This is a genomic window from Amycolatopsis sp. lyj-90, assembly GCF_046549035.1.
Taxonomy (GTDB): Bacteria; Actinomycetota; Actinomycetes; order Mycobacteriales; family Pseudonocardiaceae; genus Amycolatopsis.
The window spans coordinates 564231-582857 of sequence record NZ_JAJPWP010000004.1; the positions used below are offsets into that span (position 1 = coordinate 564231).

Sequence of the window (18627 nt, forward strand, 5' to 3'; positions counted from 1 at the left end):
GGTAGAGTGGGCATGCGCCCACCTTAAGTGGGCACTTGCCCACTCGTCAACGCGAAGGAGCCGTATGCCGACCGGGGTGGCCCTGCGCGCCGTGCGCGCGCAGTTGTTCGACGCCGCTGAACGCGTTCTGCTGCGAGACGGGCCGAGCGGACTCACCAGCCGCGCGGTGACCACCGAGGCGGACTGCGCGAAAGGCGTGCTGCACCGGCACTTCGACGACTTCGACGCGTTCCTCGCCGAGTTCGTGCTGGACCGGATCGAGAAGCTGGACGAAGAGAGCCTTCACCAGGCCGTCGGTACCGGAACGGTCGTCGACAACCTCGCGGAGGCACTCACGGCGGTGTTCGAGTCGGTCGCGGTCGCGATCGTCCCGCTCGTGATCTTCCGCGACGAACTCCGTGCCCGGTTGCGTCGCGAGTGGCCGGCCGGGGTCCCGGTGCTGACTCAGGCCGCCGTGATGATCGCCGGTTATCTCAAGGCCGAACGCGAAGCGGGCAGGCTCGTCGAGGGCGCCGACGTCGACACGCTCGCGGCGACGCTCATCGGCGCGACGCATCTGCTGTTCGCCGATCGCACGGGTGCCAGACCGGAGGCGGCCCAGGTCCGGAAGACCGTGGCCGCCGTCGTCGGCTTCGGGGTCAGGCCTGCGCGGCGGTGACCGTGTGACGCAGCAGCAGCGAAGTGGTGACCGGGCCGACGCCGCCGGGGACCGGCGTGATCGAACCCGCGATCCCCTCGACCGCGGCCTGATCGACGTCGCCGACGAGTCCGCCTTCGGGCGTCGGGTTGGTGCCGACGTCGATCACCACGGCGCCGGGCTTGACGTGGTCCGCGCCGACGAAGTGCGCGCGGCCGACGGCCACGACCAGGACGTCCGCGGTCTTGGTGACCGCCGCGAGGTCCTTGGTGCGGGAGTGGCAGACGGTCACGGTCGCGTTTTCGCCGAGCAGCAGGAGCGCGGCGGGCTTGCCGACGACGGTCGAGCGGCCCACGACGGCGACCTGGGCGCCGGACAGCGCGACCTGCTCACGCTTCAGGATCTCCAGCACCGCGGCGGCGGTCGCGGGAGCGTAGGTCGGGAGGCCCGCGGTGAGGCGGCCGAGGCTGACCGGGTTGGCGCCGTCGACGTCCTTGGCGGGGTCGATGTGCGCGCCGACGTGGTCGAGCGTCACGCCCTCGGGCAGCGGGGTCTGGCAGATGATGCCGTGCACCGAGGGGTCCGCGGACAGCTTGTCGAGTTCGCGGGTGACGTCCTCGCCGGTCGGCTTCTCGAGCTGGACCACCCGGCAGTCGACGCCGACCTTCTTCGCGGCGCGCTCGATCGAGCGCACGTACCAGGCGGTGGCGTCGTCGTCGGTCGGTACGAGCACGGCCAGCGTCGGAGCGGTGCCCGATTCACGCAGCTTGGCGGCGGTCTCGGTGACCTCGGCGGTGATGGCGGCGGCGATCGCGCGCCCGTCGATCAGCGTCATCGGGCGATCCTCTCGCGGACGGCGGCGACGAGCGCGTCGGCGCGCCCGGCGGCGGGGGTGTGCTCGGCGAGCCGGGCCTCGGTCTCCTTGCGCAGCTGCTCGTCGGACATCGACGCGAGGTTGACCTCGACGTTGACCACCGCCGACTCGAGCGCGGACTTGGCGGAGGAAGCGGCGACCGCGATGTCGGAGATGACGTTGGTGTTGGCGCCTTCGAGGATCGAGGCGGCGAGATCGACGACCTCGGCGGCGAGGGCGGCCGTCCGCAGCGGGACGTCGGCCGCGCCGACCAGGGCGGCCTGGATCGCGGCGCTGCGGGCCTGCTTCTCCTCGTCGGTCGCCTTGGGAAGCTTGTAGGCGGCGACCACGGCGTCGAACGCGGCGGCGTCGTCGGCGGCGAGGCCGAGCGCGCGGGCGCGGAGGTCCTCGGCCTTGGCGAGGGCCTCGGTCATCGTCGCCTCGTGCTCGGCGTACTTCGGCTTGCCGATGGTCAGGTTGCACACCATGGAGACCAGGGCGGCACCCACGGCGGCGTTCATCGCGGCCGCCGCGCCACCACCGGGCGTCGAGGCCTTCGAAGCCAGCTCGTCGAGCCACTGACCGACCGGTTGAGCCTCCACGCGATGTTCCCTTCCCACTGATTTCGCCGTCGCGCCGAAGCCTACCCGGGCGTTCGCGGACGGCCCGAAGGCCACCTTTCGCCGATGATCAACGTCGGCGGAGGTGGCCTTCGGGCAGCGGGGTCACGCGCGCTGGTACTCCTCCCAGGTGACCTTCGGCGAGACGGCGGGGCCGTCGTCGGAACCGCGGCCCGCGAGGCCGTTGTAGCCGAGGTAGTAGTCACCGGCCTGGTGCTGCGCGCCGGAGGACAGGTCCGGATCGGACAGTGCGATCGCGTGGATGTGGTAGGCGAAACCCTGGGCCGGGGTCCGGACCCAAGCCGCGAAGCCCACCTGACGCAGCTTCTTCGCGACGTCGGTCCGCGTGGCCGAAGACATGCCCTCGACGCCGATGTCGAGCGCGCCGCCGCCGTCGTGCGTACCGGCCGAAGCGCCGACACCGCCGGGGTTGTACGAGCCCTGCGTGATGGTGAGCTGCCTGCCGAGCAGGCCCTCCGCCTTGACCAGCATCGCCTTGGTCCGGGTGTTCATGGTCTTGCCGTGGTAGGTCAGGCGGCTCCCCGCCGAGACCGTCGCGGTCACCGTGTACCGGCCGTCGCCCAGCTTCTCGAGTGACGTCTTGCCCGGCAGGCCGGAGGCGTCGATTCCCGTGTACCCCAGCGACTTCTGGTAGCTGGAGTACGCGGTGATCGTCGACGTGCCGAAGTGGCCGTCGACGTACTGCTGGTCGAGCAATCCCTTGGCCGCCAGCGCCTGCTCCACCAGGAGCACGCTGTCCTTGGCCCCGGGGGTCAAGGCGCTGTCGGCCCGGCGCGGGTCGATCTGCGCGGCCTTGAGCACCGCTTCCATGCTGGCCGCGGGCACCGCGGCCGCGGCCGGTTCGGCACTGGCCGGTGCGGCCACGCCGAACGAGAGCGCGGTCGCGGTCGCGAGCACGGCTACCTTGGTCAACACTTGCTGCCTCCTGAACGAACTCGCCCGTTGTCCGGTCAGCATGAGCAGCGCGAATACAAGGGCCGTACAAACGGACCCGCCGTTGTCGCCCGGTCGGGTGTCACTCCGGCGAAATCGGAAGTGACCTGATAAGACTTCCGGTGGACGCCGAAAGGTTGAGACCCACATGGTGCTTCGGACTTCGCCACCCTCAAGGGCTCATCTCAGACTGCTCGCGGAGGCGGACGCGGCACCTCCGGCCCGGCGCCGGGACTTGTACGGGGAGATCGAAGACCGGCGACTGGCCGCGATCCTCGCCGCCGAAGACGTGGCCGAGGAACACGGGCTGAGCGCGCACGTCCGGACCACTTGCTACGTCCACCGCTGCTGGGTGCATCGCTGCGTCTCCGATCCGCTGCACGTCCTGGTCGTCACCGGGCACCGATGGTGCCGCCGGTGCGATCGCACGATCGACGTCGAGGTCGACGAGACCTTCCCGGGATCGGTCGAACTGTTCTGCGACGGATGCGGCGTCCCGCCGGACACGGTCGCGAACCGCGAGGTGCTCCGGGCCTGCCAAGCCAGCCTGAGCGCCATGCACGGCGGGGAAGCGTCGACGCTGTACGTCGTCCCGGACCGCTGACAGGCACCCGATCGCGCCATCCAAGGACGCCGAACGGCCGTACGCCTGGCCTCCGGTGGGAGCAGTCAGTGGTTTGGACCACCACTGTTACCGAAGCGTGATCTGGACATATCGCACGGACGGTTACTTTGTTGTGGCGCGCAACGAATTGCTTCGCCCGTGGATTTCCAACGCCGGAGGTGTCACGACGTGAACCGGATCTTTGTGCAGCCCAAACGGCGGAAAGGGGTTCGGGGCGTGCTCGCCCTCGGCCTCTCCGCACTCCTGATCGCCGCCGGACTGGGCGGCGCCACCGCGGCGGCCGCCGACTACAGCCAGAGTGCCGCGTCCTTGAACGCGACCCAGGCGCAGTTCTCCTTCACCCCGGCGACGACCGCGCGGTACGTCGACATCCACTACACCGGTGTTCCGGGAGTGGGGCAGCAGAACGTCCGCATGACCGACAACGGGGGGACCTGGCGGCACACCGTCGGTTCGCTCGCCGCCGGCACCGTGCTCGACTACTGGTTCACCTACGAGAAGAACGGGCCGCAGTACGACACCCCGCACTTCGGCTACACCCACGGCGGCAGCGGCACGACCGTCGCCTCGCCGACGTTCGACCCGCCGGGCGGCAGCTATCCGAGTGCCCGCTCGGTGACGTTGTCGACCGCGACCGCGGGCGCGACCATCCGGTACACGGTGGACGGCTCCACGCCGACCGCGTCGTCCACTCAGTACACCGGGCCGATCACGGTCTCCGCGTCCTCCACGGTTTCCGCGATCGCTCTCAAGTCCGGCTCGACGACCTCCCCGGTCGCCTCGGCGAGCTACACGATCGGATCGACGCAGGCGACCTGTCCCGCCCAGGCCGAGGTCCCGGACTTCGGCCCGAACGTGCGGATCTTCGACCCGGGGATGTCGGCGTCGTCCATCCAGGCCAAGCTCGACGCGGACTTCAACGCGCAGAAGGACACCCTGACGGCGCAGTTCACCGAACGCCGGTACGCGCATCTGTTCAAGCCCGGTGTGTACAACGGCATCCACGACGATGTCGGCTACTACACCTCCGTCGCGGGTCTCGGGCAGAACCCGGGCGACGTCGTCATCAACGGTGACGTGACCGTCGATGCCTTCAACGAGTCGGACAAGGGTGTGGCGCTGCAGAACTTCTGGCGCTCGGCGGAAAACCTCGCCGTCGTGCCGAGCAGTGGCGCGACCCGCTGGGCCGTCGCGCAGGCCGCGCCGTTCCGCCGGATGGACATCCGCGGCGGGCTGAACCTCTTCCCGGCCAGCTACGGCTTCGCCAGCGGCGGGTACACCGCCGACACCAAGGTCTCCGGCAAGACCGCGTCGATCTCGCAGCAGCAGTGGTACACCCGCGACAGCAGCTACGGCAGCTGGGAAGGCGGTGTCTGGAACATGGTGTTCTCCGGGACGAACGGCGCCCCGGCGAGCACCTTCCCGAACCCGCCGGAGACCACGCTCGGCACCACGCCGGTGTCCCGCGACGTCCCGTATCTCTACCTCGACGGTTCCGGCAAGTATCGTGTCTTCCAGCCTTCCTTGCGTACCAACGCTTCCGGGCCGAGCTGGGCCAACGGTGGCACCCAGGGAAGTTCGCTGCCGATGAGCCAGTTCTACGTCGTGAAGGCGGGGGACACGGCTTCGTCGATCAACAACGCGCTTTCTCAGGGCTGCAACCTGTTCTTCACGCCGGGTGTGTACCACCTCAACCAGACGCTGAACGTGACCAAGGCCAACACCGTCGTCCTCGGGGTCGGGTATCCGACGCTGGTGCCCGACAACGGGGTGGACGCGATGAAGGTCGCCGATGTGGACGGGGTCAGGCTCAAGGGCCTGCTGTTCGACGCCGGCACGACCAACTCGCAGTCGTTGCTGACCGTCGGTCCGGCGGGCTCGACGGCGAACCACTCGGCCAACCCGACGACCCTGCAGGACGTGTTCTTCCGGATCGGCGGTCAGATCGCGGGGAAGGCGACGAACAGCCTGATCGTCAACAGCCGTGACACGATCATCGACCACATCTGGGCCTGGCGGGCCGACCACGGCAACGCGGGCACCTACGGCTGGCCGATCAACACCGGCGACACCGGGGTGGTCGTGAACGGGGACAACGTGCTGGCGACCGGTCTGTTCGTCGAGCATTACCAGAAGTACCAGGTGATCTGGAACGGCCAGAACGGCCGGACGATCTTCTTCCAGAACGAAATCCCTTACGACGTCCCGGATCAGGCCGGGTGGAAGAGTCCCAACGGCCTCAACGGGTACGCCGCCTACAAGGTGGGGGACAACGTGACCACGCATGAAGCGTGGGGCCTGGGCAGCTACTGCTTCTTCAACGACAACCCGTCGGTGAACCTGTACCACGCGTTCGAGGTGCCGAACCGCTCCGGCGTCCGGTTCCACAACCTGGTGACGGTTTCGCTGAACTACAAGGGGACCATCACCCACGTGATCAACGACGCGGGGGCGGTGACCCCGCCGGGGACCACGCCGAGCAACCTGGTCAGCTACCCGTGACGTCCCAGAGCTGAAGGGGACTTTCCCCGCGTCTCACACAGTGAAGGGCGCTTTCCCCGCATGGCACGCGGGGAAAGCGCCCTTCAGCTCCTATCTGTATAACGCCCTATACCGCCCGGCGAAGGTCAGGAGCAGTTGGCGACCTCGCCGATGCTTTCCGGAGAAAAGACGCAGGTAGCGCCATCGGCGCCACCGTCGACCTGGCCTTCTTCGTCGTTGCTGGGTGCCTGCCTGCCGGTGTCGCTGTTGCGGCCGCCAATCAACGTGATCGTGTCCAGGCCAGGGCCGCCGAGCACCTTTCCGGCCAGTTCCGGATCGGCGACATCGTTGCCGTTGGCCTCACCGGTCGCGGTGTCGCACGTCTCGAGCCGAGGTTCACCGCCGGTCAGGGTGATCTTGTCGGCGCCTTCGCCGCCGTCGACGGTGCCGCTGTTGGCCGCGTCGCCGCATTTGGTGTTCCCGCTGCGCCCACCCTGCAGGATGATGGTGTCGTCGCCCGCGTCACCGGTGACGATCCCGGTGCCGGCGTTGGCGATGTTGACGTTGTCGGTGGCGTTGCCGCCGTAGAGGGTGAGAGCGTCGTTCCCGGCGCCGCCGTGGATCTCGCCGTCGTTGCCGTGCGCGCCGAAGTCGTATCCTTCCCTGCCGAGGGTGATCGTGTCGTCGCCGTCGTCCCCGTTGACGATGCCGAGATTCGCCGCGCGGGTGTCGACAATGGACGAGAACGTGTCGTTGCCCGCTCCGAGGTTGATCGTGTCCGGGGGACCGTCCTTCTGAGCGGGGTAGACGCCGCCGAAGAAGACGTCGTCGTCGCCGTCCCCGGCGTAGACGATGACGGACTCCTCGCCGTCGTTCAGGTCGGTGACATGGCACTTGATGACGTCGTTGGCGGGCGTGCCCTCGATGTCGAAGTGATCACCCTTGTCGATGCCCCGGGTCGGAGTGCCGTTGACGGTGCACACGGGCTCCTGCTCGACGGTCGCGGACGCGGCCGGCGCAAGCGCCACACCGAGCACGACGACGGCGCACGCGGTCAGGATCAGAGATCTGCGCATGGAATTCCCCTCTCGACGGAAATTCCAGCCTGCTATGAAACTTCTCGCGTTCGGGGTTTCTCACTCCTCTGTGTATCACTCCGTCGAGATCTCATTGTTAGGCTCGTGGTCATGAGCAGCAGTGAAGCGCCCGCCGTCGTCGATGACCTGCGCGAACTCTTCCGTTCCGGGGTCACCAAACCAGTGGCCTGGCGGCGAACGCAGCTCACGGGGTTGCGCACGCTCCTGTCCGAGCAGGAGGACGTCTTCCTCAAGGCGCTTTACGCCGACCTTCGCAAAAACGCCGCCGAGGCCAAACGCGCGGAGATCGCGCTCGTGCGCAACGAGATCGACCACACGCTGGAGAACCTCGACTCCTGGCTGAATCCGGAGCCCGCCGACCTTCCCCGGCCGCTGCGGCCAGGGGATGCTCGCGTCGTCCGCGAACCACTCGGGGTCGCGCTGATCATCGGGCCGTGGAACTATCCGCTGCAACTGGTGCTGGCGCCGCTGGTCGGGGCACTGGCGGCGGGCAACTGCGCGGTCGTGAAGCCGAGCGAGCTGTCGCCGAACACCTCCGCCGCGATCGCCGAACATCTGCCGAAGTACGTCGAGGGCGTCCGCGTCGTCGAAGGAGCGATTCCGGAGACGACCGCGCTGCTGGAGCAGAAGTTCGACACCATCTTCTACACCGGGAACGGGACCGTCGGCCGGATCGTCATGACCGCGGCGGCGAAACACCTCACACCGGTCACGCTCGAACTGGGCGGGAAGAGCCCGGCGATCGTCGAGCCGGGCGCGGATCTCGCCGTGACCGCGCTGCGCCTCGCCTACGGCAAGTTCGCCAACGCGGGCCAGACCTGCGTCGCCCCCGACTACGTCCTCGCGATCGGCGACACCGGTCCGAAACTGGCGGAGCACCTGGCCAAGACCGTCGAGAGGATGTTCGGCGAGGACCCGGCCGCCAGTGACTCCTACGGCCGGATCATCTCGACCCGGCACTACGACCGGCTCGCCGCCTTGCTGGACAACGGAACCGCGGTCGTCGGCGGCCAGTCCGACCGCGACGAGAAGTACATCGCGCCCACCGTGCTCACCGGCGTCTCCCCGGACGCCCCGGTGATGCGGGACGAGATCTTCGGCCCGATCCTGCCGATCATCGAGGTGCCCGACGTCGACGCGGCACTCGCGTTCGTCAACGAACGCGACAAACCGCTGGCGTTGTACGCCTTCACCGAGTCGGACGAAACGAAGCGCCGGATCGAGACGGAGACTTCGTCTGGTGGCTTGGTGTTCGGCGCGGCGATCATCCATCTCGCGGCACCCGAGCTGCCGTTCGGCGGAGTGGGAGAGAGCGGGATGGGGCGCTATCACGGCCGCTACTCGATCGACAACTTCAGCCACGTGAAGGCGGTGCTGGACAAGCCGCTCGCCTGAGTCCTCGTGAGTGGTAAGGACGCGTGAAGGCGTCGGCAACACCGTCGTCCCGGCGGAGCGGATCTGGATTGGCCGCCGCGAGCCGACCGCACTCTGACTGTCCACTCGGGACATTTCCAAGCGACTAGATGCCCGATTGATGCCCAAATGTCGGCTTTGCCCCCATCGCAAAGTGCGCCAAGCGCCTAAATCGGACATCCATACCGTGACAAGTGTCCCTTAAGGACAGTCAAGGAGTTCCGGGTGTCGCGAAAGCCACTTTCGCGACGTCTGATGTCCCAAAAGTGGCTTTCGCGACACAGTCACCGCACCTTCAAGTACTTCAGACGACGAGGGTTCCGAGCCGTGGTGAGTCCTCGTGAGTGGTAAAGACGGTTCTAACCGTCCCTACCACTCACGAGGCGGAACGCCGCACCGGCGGAGGCGGGACCGTCTTCGCCAGCACGATGTCCGCAAGCCGGATGGTCGCGAGACCCCGTTTGGTCTCCACGGTGCATTCCTCGTCGTCACGGGAGCGCAGGTAGCCGAGAGCGTCGGTGAAACCGCCTTCGATCCGGTACCGCACGACGATCCTCGTGCCGACCGGGACGTCCGGAAGGGTCATCGGTTCAGGTGCGCGGTGAGCTCGTCGTCGCTCGGTTCCACCAGGTGGGTGCCGTCCGGCCAGACGATGGTCGGGATGCGCCGCTCACCGTTCTGCAGTCCGCGCACGGTCTCCTCGGCGCCGGTGTCCGCTTCGACATCGAGGTAGTCGTACTCGACACCCTTGGCGTCGAGCAGGGCGCGGCTGCGTTTGACGTCGGGGCACCAGCCGGCGCCGTACACGGTGAGGTCGCTCATGGATCACAGCATGCCAGGTCGCCGTCCGGCGGCCTGTTCGGCGAGGGCCGAACGGTCGGCGAGGCCGGTCTTGGCGAGCAGGCTCGCGACGTGTTTCTCGACCGTCCTGGGGGAGATGTGCAGCCGGGCGCCGATGTCCTTGTTGCCCATCCGTTCGGCGAGCAGGAGCAGCACCTCGTATTCGCGCACGGTGACGCCGGACGCGCGCAGGTCGCCGGGGACCCGGTCGACCCCGGCCCGGCGCTGCCGGACGGGCGCGCCGAGCTTGCGCAGCAGGCTCCGGCAGGCGGCCGCGACGGCCGGGATGTCCCTGCCGTGGAAGTACTCTTCGGCCTCTTTGAGCCAGCCCGGCGGGTCGCCCCAGCCACCGGCGGCGGCCGGTTCGGCGATCAGCCGGAGTCCGAGGTGCCGGGCCAGGGGATAGGGCGCGGACGTCTCCAGCGCGGCGGCCACCGCCCGCGCGGCTTTCTCCGCGTCGCCTCGCCTGCCGTGTTCGACGGCGTGCGCGAACTCGACGAACTGCCGGTTCCACCGCATCCCGCTGACGGCGGATCCGGTCTCGGGGCAGTCGGCGCCGCCGAGGGTGTCGACGAGCGTTCTGAGCCCGTGCTGACCGGCGAGGTGGAATCGGCTCGGCCTCAGGTCCTCCAGTTCGGTGACCTGGTCGAGTTCCCGGCGCGCCCGGTCGAAGTCCTCTTCGAGCAGTGAGCAGAAGACGCGGGCCAGCCCGATGCTGAGGACCTTCTCCTGCGCGTTCTCGCCGCCGCTCTCCCGGAAGTCCTCGAGTGCCTGTTCCATCGCCGGGCGGTCCGCCCGGTGCCCGGCCGACATCGCCCTGGTCATGTGCGCGTACTGCAGCAACGCGGTCAGCCGGAGCCTGCCGAGCACGGCGAGGTTCTCCTCCAGCAGCGCGTGCGCGGTCCCGAAGTCGCAGCGCAGGACGGCGTGCATGGTGCGCACGGCGTCGACGGCGCAGTGCAGCGTGATCGACCCGAGCCGCTGGGCGTCGGCGCGGGCGAGCAGCAGGGTCTGCTCGTCGCCGTTCATGAGTACGCGATGCCCGCCGAGCCGGACCAGCGCCTGGGTGCGGAGGTGAGGCAGATGGTTGTCCTCGGCGGTGCGCCGCGCGAGCTGCATGTAGTGCTCGGATTCGGTGAGGTCCCGCGGCAGCGCGAGCATGCCGAGCACCTGGAGCGCCTGGCAGACCACGAACGGCTGCTCGGTCTCTTCGGCCACTTTCCACGCCTGGCGCGCGAGCCGTTCCGCCGTGCCGGTCCGGCCGGGGACGTCGAGCCAGAGGTTCGCTTCGACGGCGTCGAGCGCGGCCTGCTGAGCGGGCGAGATCGCCGAACCGAGGGGAGCGCGGGCGCGGTCGATCTGGCCGAGGCATTCGTCGTGCCGTCCGGCGATGTAGGCGGCCCAGGCCAGCTGGGTGTGCAGTTTGGCGGCCCGTTCGAGTGTCCCGATCTCGCCGAAGCCCGCGGAGAGTTCGACGGCGCGGTCGAACTGACCGGTCTGGCCGAGCGCGTACAGCAGGCTCTCCAGCACCTCGGCCCGGTCACCCGCGTCGGCTCCGGCCAGCAGGTCGACGGCCTTCGTGAGCATCGTGACCGCGGAGTCCGCGGCACCGGCGTCGAGGGCGCGGCGACCGGTTTCCGCGAACAGGTGGCCCGCCGCGCGCTCGTCGAGCGCGGTGAGCCGGAGCGACGCGACGAGCGCGCACAGGTCGCCGGGCAGACCCGGGTACAGCTTCTCGACGGCATCGGCGGCTTGACGGGCGAGTGCGGCTTTCCGCGCCGGGGCCTGGCGCTCCAGCAGTGCTTCCGCGGTCAGCGGATGCCGGAAGGCGTACCAGCCGGGCGTCGTCTCGTCGGTGGTCACCAGGTTCGCCGAGACCGCGGCGCTCAGGTGGTTGTGCAGCGTCCGGTCGTTCGTGCCGGTGACCGTCTGCACCACCGAAAGCGGGAAGCGGCGGCCGATGATCGCCGCGACCGACAGCAGCTCCTCCGCCTGCTCGCCGAGTTGCTCCATCCGGACACCGATGCTGGTGACGAGCGCGGCGGGGACGCGGGCGCGGAGTTCGCCGATGACGCGCCAGCCCTCGCGGCCCTCGACCAGCAGGCCGTCGTTCACCATGCCGTGGAGCAGTTCCTCGACGATGAACGGCAGGCCGGCGCTGTTGCGCCACAACAGTTCGGCCGCGGGCGACGGCAGGTTCCCCGGCTCGGTCTCCAGGCAGGCCGCGGCGAGGGCGCGCGTGTCGGAGAGGCCGAGCCTGCCGAGTTCGAGGACGGCGCAGCTCATCCGCTGGGCACCGGAGGTCGCCAGGCGGAGGGCGTCGGAAGGCTCGTTGCGGAGCGTGCCGACGAAGAGGGCCTGCGACGCGGGCAGGTTGTCGACGAGGTATTCGAGGATGAACAGCGTTTCGGCGTCGGCGTCCTGGAGATCGTCGAGGACCAGGAGCGCGCCGCGATCGCGGCTGGTGACGGCCAGCAGCCGGAAGACGGCTTCGGCGAGCACCATCAGGGAGCCGGATTCCCGCGGCCGGTCGCCCCGGCTCCAGTCCGGGACGAGCTGGGCGAGTACGGGGATGAACGGGTCGAGTTCGGCCGCCTCCGGCGGGCCGCCGCCGCGGAAATGCGACAACAACGCCTGGGTCAGCGGCCGGAACGGGACGAGCGGGCCGATCGAACTGGCCCTGCCCTGCAGCACCGGGATGTCCCCGGCGATCGCGCGCGAAGCGGCTTCGATCGCGAGCCGCGACTTGCCGACGCCACCTTCGCCCACGAGGAAGATCGCGCCGCCGCGACCGGCGATGGCGCGATCGAGAGCTCCCGAGAGCTCGGCCAGTTCGGCATCGCGGCCGATCACCCGCGACGAACGGATCCCCACCGCCGTGACTATAGCGAGCGGATTCCCCTGCTACGGCGAAGAGTTGATCACGAAGGCGGGCGGCGCGAGCCCGCCTTCGTGAGCTTTTCTCAGATCCAGCCGCCGGTGAAGAGGCTGACCACGGACGGCGAACCGGGGTCGCCGGACAGGGTGGCGAGCGGGTTGGCGCTCAGCCGCGGCTTGCTCCCCGCCAGCGCGTGGTTGCGCGAGCCGACCTCGAGGGCGCGCGGCAGGTTCACGGCACCGAGGGCGTCCTCGGTGGCGGGCAGATCTCTTTCGTACATTCGGTTTTTCTCCTCATCCTCGGTTTGACGGCGGAACGATGGTGGCCGCCGGATGCGGGCGGTCGGGGCGGAGCAGCAGCGCGGACGGGACCCGGTCGCCGAATCCCAGCCGCAGCAGGCCGTAGCCGATGCCCGCCAGGCCGCTCAGCAGCCCGGGCGCGGAGACCGCCCCGGGAGTCCCGCAACGAGCACCACGCTGGTCGACGGCGGCGAGCAGATGACCGGTCCGGCGACGCACCGCGGCGGCGGCGCCAGTGTGCCCGTTCTCCGCCAGCACGCACAACACTTCCAGCACTCCGGACTCGCCGTGGCAAAGACTGAGATCCTTCAGGGGTGCCCCGTCGGCCAGCCGTTTGACCGTCCGGTCCAGCTCCAGCGCGGGGGCGGGATCGGGCAGGTGGGCCGCGACGCCGAGGGCGGCGCCCGCGAGGCCGTCGCACCAGCCGCCGGTGCCTTCCGCCCGATCGTCCGCCTTTCCGGACGGTTCTTCGCCTGTCCGGTCGTGTGCCCGCAGGACCCAGTCGATCCCGGCGGAACCGCGGGCGAAACCCGTTTCGTGTGGACACTCGCGGTCGAGCAGCTGCGCGGTGTAGCGGTCGGCCCGGGCGAGCGCCGCGTCCAGTCCTGTTTGGACATACACCGAGCGCATCGAGGCGACACCGCCGGCGAGGCCCGTCGTGAACCCGGAGGGCGTCTCGGGGCCGGCGTCGGGCATCAGGTCGACGGCCTGCTCGATGAGGTCGCCCGCGGGAAGACCGACCAGCGTGCTGAGCCTGGCGATCGTGTACGCGACGCCGCCGAGTCCCAGAAGCCCTCCGCAGCCGGCGGTGGCCGCGAGTTCACGATCCGCCCGGAGGGTGGTGAAGAGACCGGGGAGCGGGGCGATCGCGTACGCGGCCAGATCGCGGTACCGCGCGATCCCGGTCAGCTCGGCGAGCTGGGCGAGGAACAGCGCGACACCGCAGTACCCCTCGCCGAGCCCCGCGCCCATCGGCAGCACGGTCCAGTAGCGGTCGTCGACGAGCTCGATGCCGAGCCAGTTGGAGCGGCGCTCGTCGGAGAAGGCGTTGGCGACGATGTGATCGGCGATGCCGCAAGCGGTGATCAGCAGCCGTTCCGCGTCGGGCGCCTGGTTCGGCACCGCCGTTTCCACCGTTTCGCCACCGTCGTGGTGCCCGGTGGTCGCCGTGCTGATGGCGAGGGTGGCCGAGATCAGCCATTCCTGATCACGCTGGTCGAGCGGATCCATGTCGGCGACCTTCGCCAGCACGGTGTCCAGCGACGGCCGGTCGACCACGCCTTCGATGCTCTCGCCACAGGAATCCAGCAGCGACGTCGAACCGGGGTTCGAGGTGAACATCGGGACGTCGCCCGCCCACAGGTCGGCCCGCTCGTGGGGCACGAGCCGGAGCAGCTTCTCGTCGCCCATCGAATCCTCTTCGAGCAGGTCGAACGCGTGGTCGCGGTCGGCGGCGTCGCGCAGGAGGTCGGGATGGGTGGTCTCGTCCAGCAGGCGGAAGTAGAAGTTCGTCGGCCGGATGAGCACCCGGATGGGATCCTCGGCGCAGCGCTGGAGATGCTCGGCGAGCTCGTCCCGCACGGTGGACAGCGCGTCGTAGCCGAGCCGGAACCCGGCCAGCAGTGCCGCGCTGTGCTCGGCAGGGGTGACGTCTCGGCCGTCGAGGCGCGGGAGGTTGTTCCCTCCGGCGAGCTCGCCGGGCACGCGGACCAGCCGCATGTGGTCGGTGCCGGGATCGGCCCAGTCGACCCGGTCGGTGGGCAGCCTGCCGCCGCGGCCGGCCAGCCCGGAGATGTCGACGGCGCCGTGCTCCCCGGCGAAGAGCTGGGGGAGCAGCAGCGTGCGCTGGACCGACCTGGCCAGCATCGCCGCCGCGGGGTCGCCGTCCGGTTGATCGGGTGGTGACGGCTGGAACAGCGTCTCGATGTCGATCAGCACCGGCTGGTCGCCGCTGGCGATGATGTTCTCGTAGTGGACGTCGGTCGCGTCGAGTGCGTGCAGGAGCGCCAGGAGGATGCCCTGGCGGCGGTAGAAGCGGTCGACGTCGGCGATGTCGGCGCACGGCCGGTGCTCGACGAACCGGAGCCAGCCGTACCCGTCGCGCGGCACCGCGTCGGCGGTCCGCAGTTCCAGGCCGGGCAGCCGTTTGTTGAGCCGTTCGACGACGTCGGTGAAGCGTTCGTGCAGGATCAGCGAGCGAGGCTTGTAGATCACCTTGGCGCCGCTGGAGAAGCGGAGCAGTTTGACCGAACGTCCACGGACGTGCGAATCGCCGATCCCGCCCGCCACCTCGACCAGCGTGCCGAGGTCACCGTCCGCGACCGAGCCGGGCAGCGCGGTGGCGTCGGCGGAGAAGCGGGTCAGCATTTCGGCGTGGGCTTCGGCGGCGTGGAGACAGGCCTGCGCGACGAGCCGGGCCAGGACCGGGTATTCGCTGAACAGCCGGACGAGTCCGTCAGGGGTCGATTGCCTGCGCGCGAAGTCCGAGAAGCGCTCCTCGGACGTCTCGCCCTCGAGGGTGCCGGCCTTGCGGGCACGGTGGAGTTCGAGGACCAGCGTGCGCACCGAGAGCTTGAGCAAATGCTGGTCGAGTTGAGCCGCGAAGCCCCGGCGGAGCGCGTCGACGTCCACCCCGGCGAGGTCGCCGGGGACCGCGTCACGGCTGGCGGCGTCGACGAACGACCTGAAGACCCCGGCGAACGCGACACACCAGTCACCGACTGGGGGGCGCTTCGGCAGAAGCGTGGTGACGGCGTGTTCGGCGAAGTCCGCCCACCTGGGCTTGTCCGCTGTCCGTTCGCGCGGGGTCTGGCCGTGCACCCACCACTTCAGCGGCAGGGACGTCGCCGGGAGCTGGGGCGTCACGGCGTTCATGCTTTCAGTTCGCCGGGACCCGCACATGGGGGCGGGACCCCCACATTCAGCGCACGCACGAAGGTGCCCGGAGAGTGACGACGGGGTACGGCACGCTCACCGCCGGAATATGGGGTCCCGGCACCCATACGCGGGGACCGGTCCCGGCCGCACCATGGTCTGGTGGCGGGGAACTCGCGGCGGGCGCAGGGGGCTCGCCGTGGTTTCGGGCGCGGGCCGGTTTCACTGGGGGTCCGGCCCGCGCCGACGGCGGATCACTCGTCCGGGCCGCGCAACGTCAGAACGACCCGGAGTACGTGTTCGACCGCGGCCGGGAACGCGGCGCCGCGCAGTTCGCCGCGGCTGACGAGGGTGCGCCCGGCGAAGTCCAGCATCCGGTCCTCTCCCAGCCGCCGGACGGTCAGCGTGGCCACCTCCTCGAGGTCAAGGCCGGGATTGTCCAGCCGGGTCAGCGCGAATTCGACGATCAGCTGTTCGTCCGTCACTTGCCGAGCTCCCGCTCCGCGAGTGCGAAGGTCTCGGCGTCGACGAACGGCTTGCCCGTCCGTAGCAACCATCGCTCCAGCTCACGGCCGGAGTCGGTGTGAAGCAAGGTTCCGCCTTCCCGAGTGACCCGCGCGAGCCCTCGCTGCACCAGCACGGTGGTCCCGCCGCTGCGCACGACGAAGCCCCGGTAGCCCAGATTGTTTTCGATCCGGCCGGCCGCGGCCGGTGGCAGGGCCTCGAGCCTGCGCTGGAACTCGGTGGCTTCCGCCTGCTGAAGGGTCCAAGCCGGGTTCGGCATCCCGGAGAAGATGTCGAGTTCGACGGCTGCGTTGTCGGCCACGGCGGTGTTTCCTCCTGACGTCGTCGGCACCGTGCTGCAGGCACAGAGGACGAGCGCCAGGAGGATCCACCGGAGACCGGAATACGCGGTGATGGCGGCTCCTAGGCGACGAGGGCTGTGCTGTTGTTCTGGTAGAAGTATCCGCAGAAGTTCGTGTAATTCCCGCGGCAGCAGTTGTTGGGAGCGTATCCCTGACCGTTGTACTGGTAAATACTGTGACCGCAGTCATCGGTGTACTTGGCGGGTGTCGCGCCCGGTTTGTGGCCCCACCACCAGTACGGCGCGTCGGTGACCAGCCGGTAGAAGTGGTAGTCGCGGTTCGGCCAGATCACCAGGACGATCGTCAGGCCGTTGGTCTGGCAGCCGTCCTTCCAGCCGTCGGCGTAAAGACCGTTGGTCACGCCGCCGCAGGTGATGGAGGTCGCGGGGTGGCCGCCGCGCTTGCCCGGCAGCGCGAAACGCACGCCCGCCAGATGGTTGCTGGCGAAGCAGTAACAGTTGTTCCTGCCGACATGCTCCGGCTGATTGAACAGGGACGCGTTCGCGTTGAAGTAGTTGGAATTGCAGTCCCACCAGCTCGCGCCTTCGACATGAACGTCACCCCCGGGTTCGTTGGGCGCGTGCGCTCCCTCGCCTTCGAGTCCGGATATGGCGGCGCCGTCCGCGCGGCGGCTGACGAAGCTCGCCGGATCCACGGCGTCGAAGGACGACTGCACCAGATCGACACCGCTCGACGCGACTTCGCGCAGCTCGTCGTCGACTCCGGCGTCCGGATACGCCTCGGAAGTCCCCAGAAGCCAGTCGGCGACGGGTTCCGTCGCGGGTTTGCTGCCGATCCGGAATTCGGTGGGGAGCGAAGTGCCCCAGGCGGACGTGAGTTCGCTCCGTGGTCCGCCATCGGTCTTGACGAGCCGGACGAGCAGTCCCCGGTAACCCAGGCTGAACTGCTCGTCCGGAGTGACCGCCGGCGACACCTGCGCCGGATCGGCCGAGATTCTTTCGATGAGTTCCCGTTCCTCTCGCTCCGAGAGGGTCCAGGTCGGATTGGGCATACCTGAGAAGATGTCGAGTTCGACTTCGAGCACAGCTGCACCTCACCTTTGAGCTTGTCCGTGAAAGGAGGTGAGACTTCCTCCCCCTTATCCGGTGTACTCCGGCCAGGTGCAATCGAATAGGGTCTTAGTGCTCCTGCTCTATTGGACGGCGAAATGCGACGGGTGATTATCCGGCCATTGTCCGTGAATGCGCGGATATGCGCGCTGCGCTTGTGCCGTGCGCAGATTCGCGCGGCGGAAAGGGTGAGTGGAATTCACCGGGCACGCGCGTGGATGGTGCGCTGGATCCAGTCGGCGTAGGCGGGAACGCTGGTGTAGAGGCCGGGGCCGTTCGCGCAGGGGACGTCGTCGTCACCGGGTCCCGAAGTGACGCCGATCAGCTCCCACCGGCCCGCTCGCCCGTACTGGATCTGCGGTCCACCGGAATCGCCCATGCACGCCATCGCGTCGCGCTTGCGGCTGATCGTGCACAGCCGGGTCGGGTCCGCGTAGCCGGGCGAGCACTCGGATTCCGCCCCGCGGCGGGTGTCGAGCTCCTGGAGTCGTTCGGGGAACACCGCCTTGGTGAGGTCGCCGGTGTCGACCGTGGTGCCGAAGCCCAGCAAGCGGGTCGGTGTGCCGGGGCGGCCGGGACGATCGGCGACGCGGATCGGCCGTTCGGAGACCGGACGGTCCAGGCGAACCAGCGCGATGTCGTTCTTGTTCGGCTGACCAGGCTGGTAGCCGGGATGACGCACCCAGCGGTCGATTTCGCGCACGGTGCCGCCGGAGGTCCGCCGCTGGCTGCCGATGCGCACGGTCCCCTCCGGAACGGCCGGGTTGTTGCCAGGGTCGACACAGTGCGCGGCGGTCACCACCCACTGCGGGTGGATCAGCACCGCCCCGCAGACACCCTTGGCGTTGTTCATCTCGGGCACGACCTCCGGGATCGATGCCATGAACTGATAGCGCTCGGTCGAGTTCCTCCCGTTCACCACGGCATCGGCACTGCCGGCCGCCGCGATCGCGCAGAACGCCCCTGCCAGCGCGACACTGACTGTCCGGATCAGGTTGCGGCGTACGGAATCCACTCGCGACATGCTTTTCCTTCGTTCGGCGACTTCGGATCGATCGGTTCCAGCATCGCCGTTCACGGCTCCCTGAACCACCGGGTCAGCCCGCTGATTCGTGGTGGG

Annotated in this window: 17 protein-coding genes; 4 read left to right on the top strand and 13 right to left on the bottom strand. The window is 69.1% G+C overall.

The window, feature by feature from the left end:
* Nucleotides 1-64: 64 nt before the first annotated feature.
* A complete protein-coding gene (locus ACLJPX_RS18040) occupies nt 65-658 on the top strand; it encodes a TetR/AcrR family transcriptional regulator (RefSeq protein ID WP_410601101.1) in 594 nt (197 codons plus the stop codon).
* Here ACLJPX_RS18040 and ACLJPX_RS18045 read toward each other — a convergent pair.
* From ACLJPX_RS18045 to ACLJPX_RS18055, 3 genes are all read right to left on the bottom strand, one after another.
* On the bottom strand, nt 639-1472 hold the full coding sequence (locus ACLJPX_RS18045; RefSeq protein WP_410601102.1) for a bifunctional 5,10-methylenetetrahydrofolate dehydrogenase/5,10-methenyltetrahydrofolate cyclohydrolase: 834 nt from the start codon (nt 1470-1472) through the stop codon (nt 639-641). The two genes, ACLJPX_RS18040 and ACLJPX_RS18045, sit on opposite strands and share 20 nt — an antisense overlap.
* The gene (locus ACLJPX_RS18050) at nt 1469-2092 is read right to left on the bottom strand and encodes a cyclodeaminase/cyclohydrolase family protein (RefSeq protein WP_410601103.1); all 624 of its coding nucleotides are present in this window, start codon (nt 2090-2092) and stop codon (nt 1469-1471) included. The genes ACLJPX_RS18045 and ACLJPX_RS18050 overlap by 4 nt, the downstream gene beginning before the upstream one ends.
* Nucleotides 2093-2215: 123 nt before the next feature.
* Nucleotides 2216-3046, bottom strand: a complete 831-nt coding sequence (locus ACLJPX_RS18055; RefSeq protein ID WP_101608041.1) for a peptidoglycan-binding protein — start codon at nt 3044-3046, stop codon at nt 2216-2218.
* 166 nt (nt 3047-3212) lie between these two features.
* Here ACLJPX_RS18055 and ACLJPX_RS18060 point away from each other — a divergent pair, with 166 nt between their 5' ends.
* On the top strand, nt 3213-3668 hold the full coding sequence (locus tag ACLJPX_RS18060; protein ID WP_410601104.1) for a hypothetical protein: 456 nt from the start codon (nt 3213-3215) through the stop codon (nt 3666-3668).
* 189 nt (nt 3669-3857) lie between these two features.
* On the top strand, nt 3858-6191 hold the full coding sequence (locus ACLJPX_RS18065; protein ID WP_410601105.1) for a chitobiase/beta-hexosaminidase C-terminal domain-containing protein: 2334 nt from the start codon (nt 3858-3860) through the stop codon (nt 6189-6191).
* 125 nt (nt 6192-6316) lie between these two features.
* Here the strand turns inward: ACLJPX_RS18065 and ACLJPX_RS18070 are convergent, their stop codons facing one another.
* On the bottom strand, nt 6317-7246 hold the full coding sequence (locus tag ACLJPX_RS18070) for a hypothetical protein (protein WP_410601106.1): 930 nt from the start codon (nt 7244-7246) through the stop codon (nt 6317-6319).
* Nucleotides 7247-7357: 111 nt separating this feature from the next.
* Here ACLJPX_RS18070 and ACLJPX_RS18075 point away from each other — a divergent pair, with 111 nt between their 5' ends.
* A complete protein-coding gene (locus ACLJPX_RS18075) occupies nt 7358-8662 on the top strand; it encodes an aldehyde dehydrogenase family protein (protein WP_410601107.1) in 1305 nt (434 codons plus the stop codon).
* A 394-nt stretch (nt 8663-9056) separates the two neighbouring features.
* Here ACLJPX_RS18075 and ACLJPX_RS18080 read toward each other — a convergent pair whose 3' ends face one another.
* From ACLJPX_RS18080 to ACLJPX_RS18120, 9 genes are all read right to left on the bottom strand, one after another.
* Nucleotides 9057-9266: a ferrous iron transport protein A gene (locus ACLJPX_RS18080; protein ID WP_410601108.1), complete on the bottom strand. Its 210-nt coding sequence runs from the start codon at nt 9264-9266 to the stop codon at nt 9057-9059.
* Entirely contained in the window at nt 9263-9502 is a 240-nt protein-coding gene (locus tag ACLJPX_RS18085; RefSeq protein WP_410601109.1) for a glutaredoxin family protein, read from the bottom strand. The genes ACLJPX_RS18080 and ACLJPX_RS18085 overlap by 4 nt, the downstream gene beginning before the upstream one ends.
* Nucleotides 9503-9505: 3 nt before the next feature.
* Complete coding sequence (locus ACLJPX_RS18090; RefSeq protein ID WP_410601110.1) at nt 9506-12394, bottom strand: ATP-binding protein; 2889 nt, start codon at nt 12392-12394, stop codon at nt 9506-9508.
* An 89-nt stretch (nt 12395-12483) separates the two neighbouring features.
* Entirely contained in the window at nt 12484-12678 is a 195-nt protein-coding gene (locus ACLJPX_RS18095; protein ID WP_101608033.1) for a hypothetical protein, read from the bottom strand.
* A gap of 13 nt (nt 12679-12691) precedes the next feature.
* A complete protein-coding gene (locus ACLJPX_RS18100) occupies nt 12692-15571 on the bottom strand; it encodes a type 2 lanthipeptide synthetase LanM family protein (RefSeq protein ID WP_410601111.1) in 2880 nt (959 codons plus the stop codon).
* A gap of 254 nt (nt 15572-15825) precedes the next feature.
* On the bottom strand, nt 15826-16056 hold the full coding sequence (locus ACLJPX_RS18105; RefSeq protein ID WP_410601112.1) for a hypothetical protein: 231 nt from the start codon (nt 16054-16056) through the stop codon (nt 15826-15828).
* Nucleotides 16053-16397 carry a hypothetical protein gene (locus ACLJPX_RS18110; protein ID WP_410601113.1) on the bottom strand — a complete coding sequence of 115 codons (345 nt, stop codon included), beginning with the start codon at nt 16395-16397 and terminating at the stop codon, nt 16053-16055. The genes ACLJPX_RS18105 and ACLJPX_RS18110 overlap by 4 nt, the downstream gene beginning before the upstream one ends.
* A 101-nt stretch (nt 16398-16498) precedes the next feature.
* Nucleotides 16499-17482, bottom strand: coding sequence for a hypothetical protein (locus ACLJPX_RS18115; RefSeq protein WP_410601114.1), 984 nt, complete (start codon nt 17480-17482; stop codon nt 16499-16501).
* Nucleotides 17483-17706: 224 nt separating this feature from the next.
* The gene (locus ACLJPX_RS18120) at nt 17707-18531 is read right to left on the bottom strand and encodes a S1 family peptidase (RefSeq protein WP_410601115.1); all 825 of its coding nucleotides are present in this window, start codon (nt 18529-18531) and stop codon (nt 17707-17709) included.
* Nucleotides 18532-18627: the final 96 nt, after the last annotated feature.

Excerpts from the sequence above, each read along its gene's own strand:
- ACLJPX_RS18080 (WP_410601108.1), bottom strand. The coding sequence starts at position 9,266 with ATGACCCTTCCGGACGTCCCGGTCGGCACGAGGATCGTCGTGCGGTAC.
- ACLJPX_RS18045 (WP_410601102.1), bottom strand. The coding sequence starts at position 1,472 with ATGACGCTGATCGACGGGCGCGCGATCGCCGCCGCCATCACCGCCGAG.
- ACLJPX_RS18060 (WP_410601104.1), top strand. The coding sequence starts at position 3,213 with ATGGTGCTTCGGACTTCGCCACCCTCAAGGGCTCATCTCAGACTGCTC.
- ACLJPX_RS18040 (WP_410601101.1), top strand. The coding sequence starts at position 65 with ATGCCGACCGGGGTGGCCCTGCGCGCCGTGCGCGCGCAGTTGTTCGAC.
- ACLJPX_RS18075 (WP_410601107.1), top strand. The coding sequence starts at position 7,358 with ATGAGCAGCAGTGAAGCGCCCGCCGTCGTCGATGACCTGCGCGAACTC.
- ACLJPX_RS18070 (WP_410601106.1), bottom strand. The coding sequence starts at position 7,246 with ATGCGCAGATCTCTGATCCTGACCGCGTGCGCCGTCGTCGTGCTCGGT.
- ACLJPX_RS18085 (WP_410601109.1), bottom strand. The coding sequence starts at position 9,502 with ATGAGCGACCTCACCGTGTACGGCGCCGGCTGGTGCCCCGACGTCAAA.
- ACLJPX_RS18095 (WP_101608033.1), bottom strand. The coding sequence starts at position 12,678 with ATGTACGAAAGAGATCTGCCCGCCACCGAGGACGCCCTCGGTGCCGTG.
- ACLJPX_RS18120 (WP_410601115.1), bottom strand. The coding sequence starts at position 18,531 with ATGTCGCGAGTGGATTCCGTACGCCGCAACCTGATCCGGACAGTCAGT.
- ACLJPX_RS18100 (WP_410601111.1), bottom strand. The coding sequence starts at position 15,571 with ATGAACGCCGTGACGCCCCAGCTCCCGGCGACGTCCCTGCCGCTGAAG.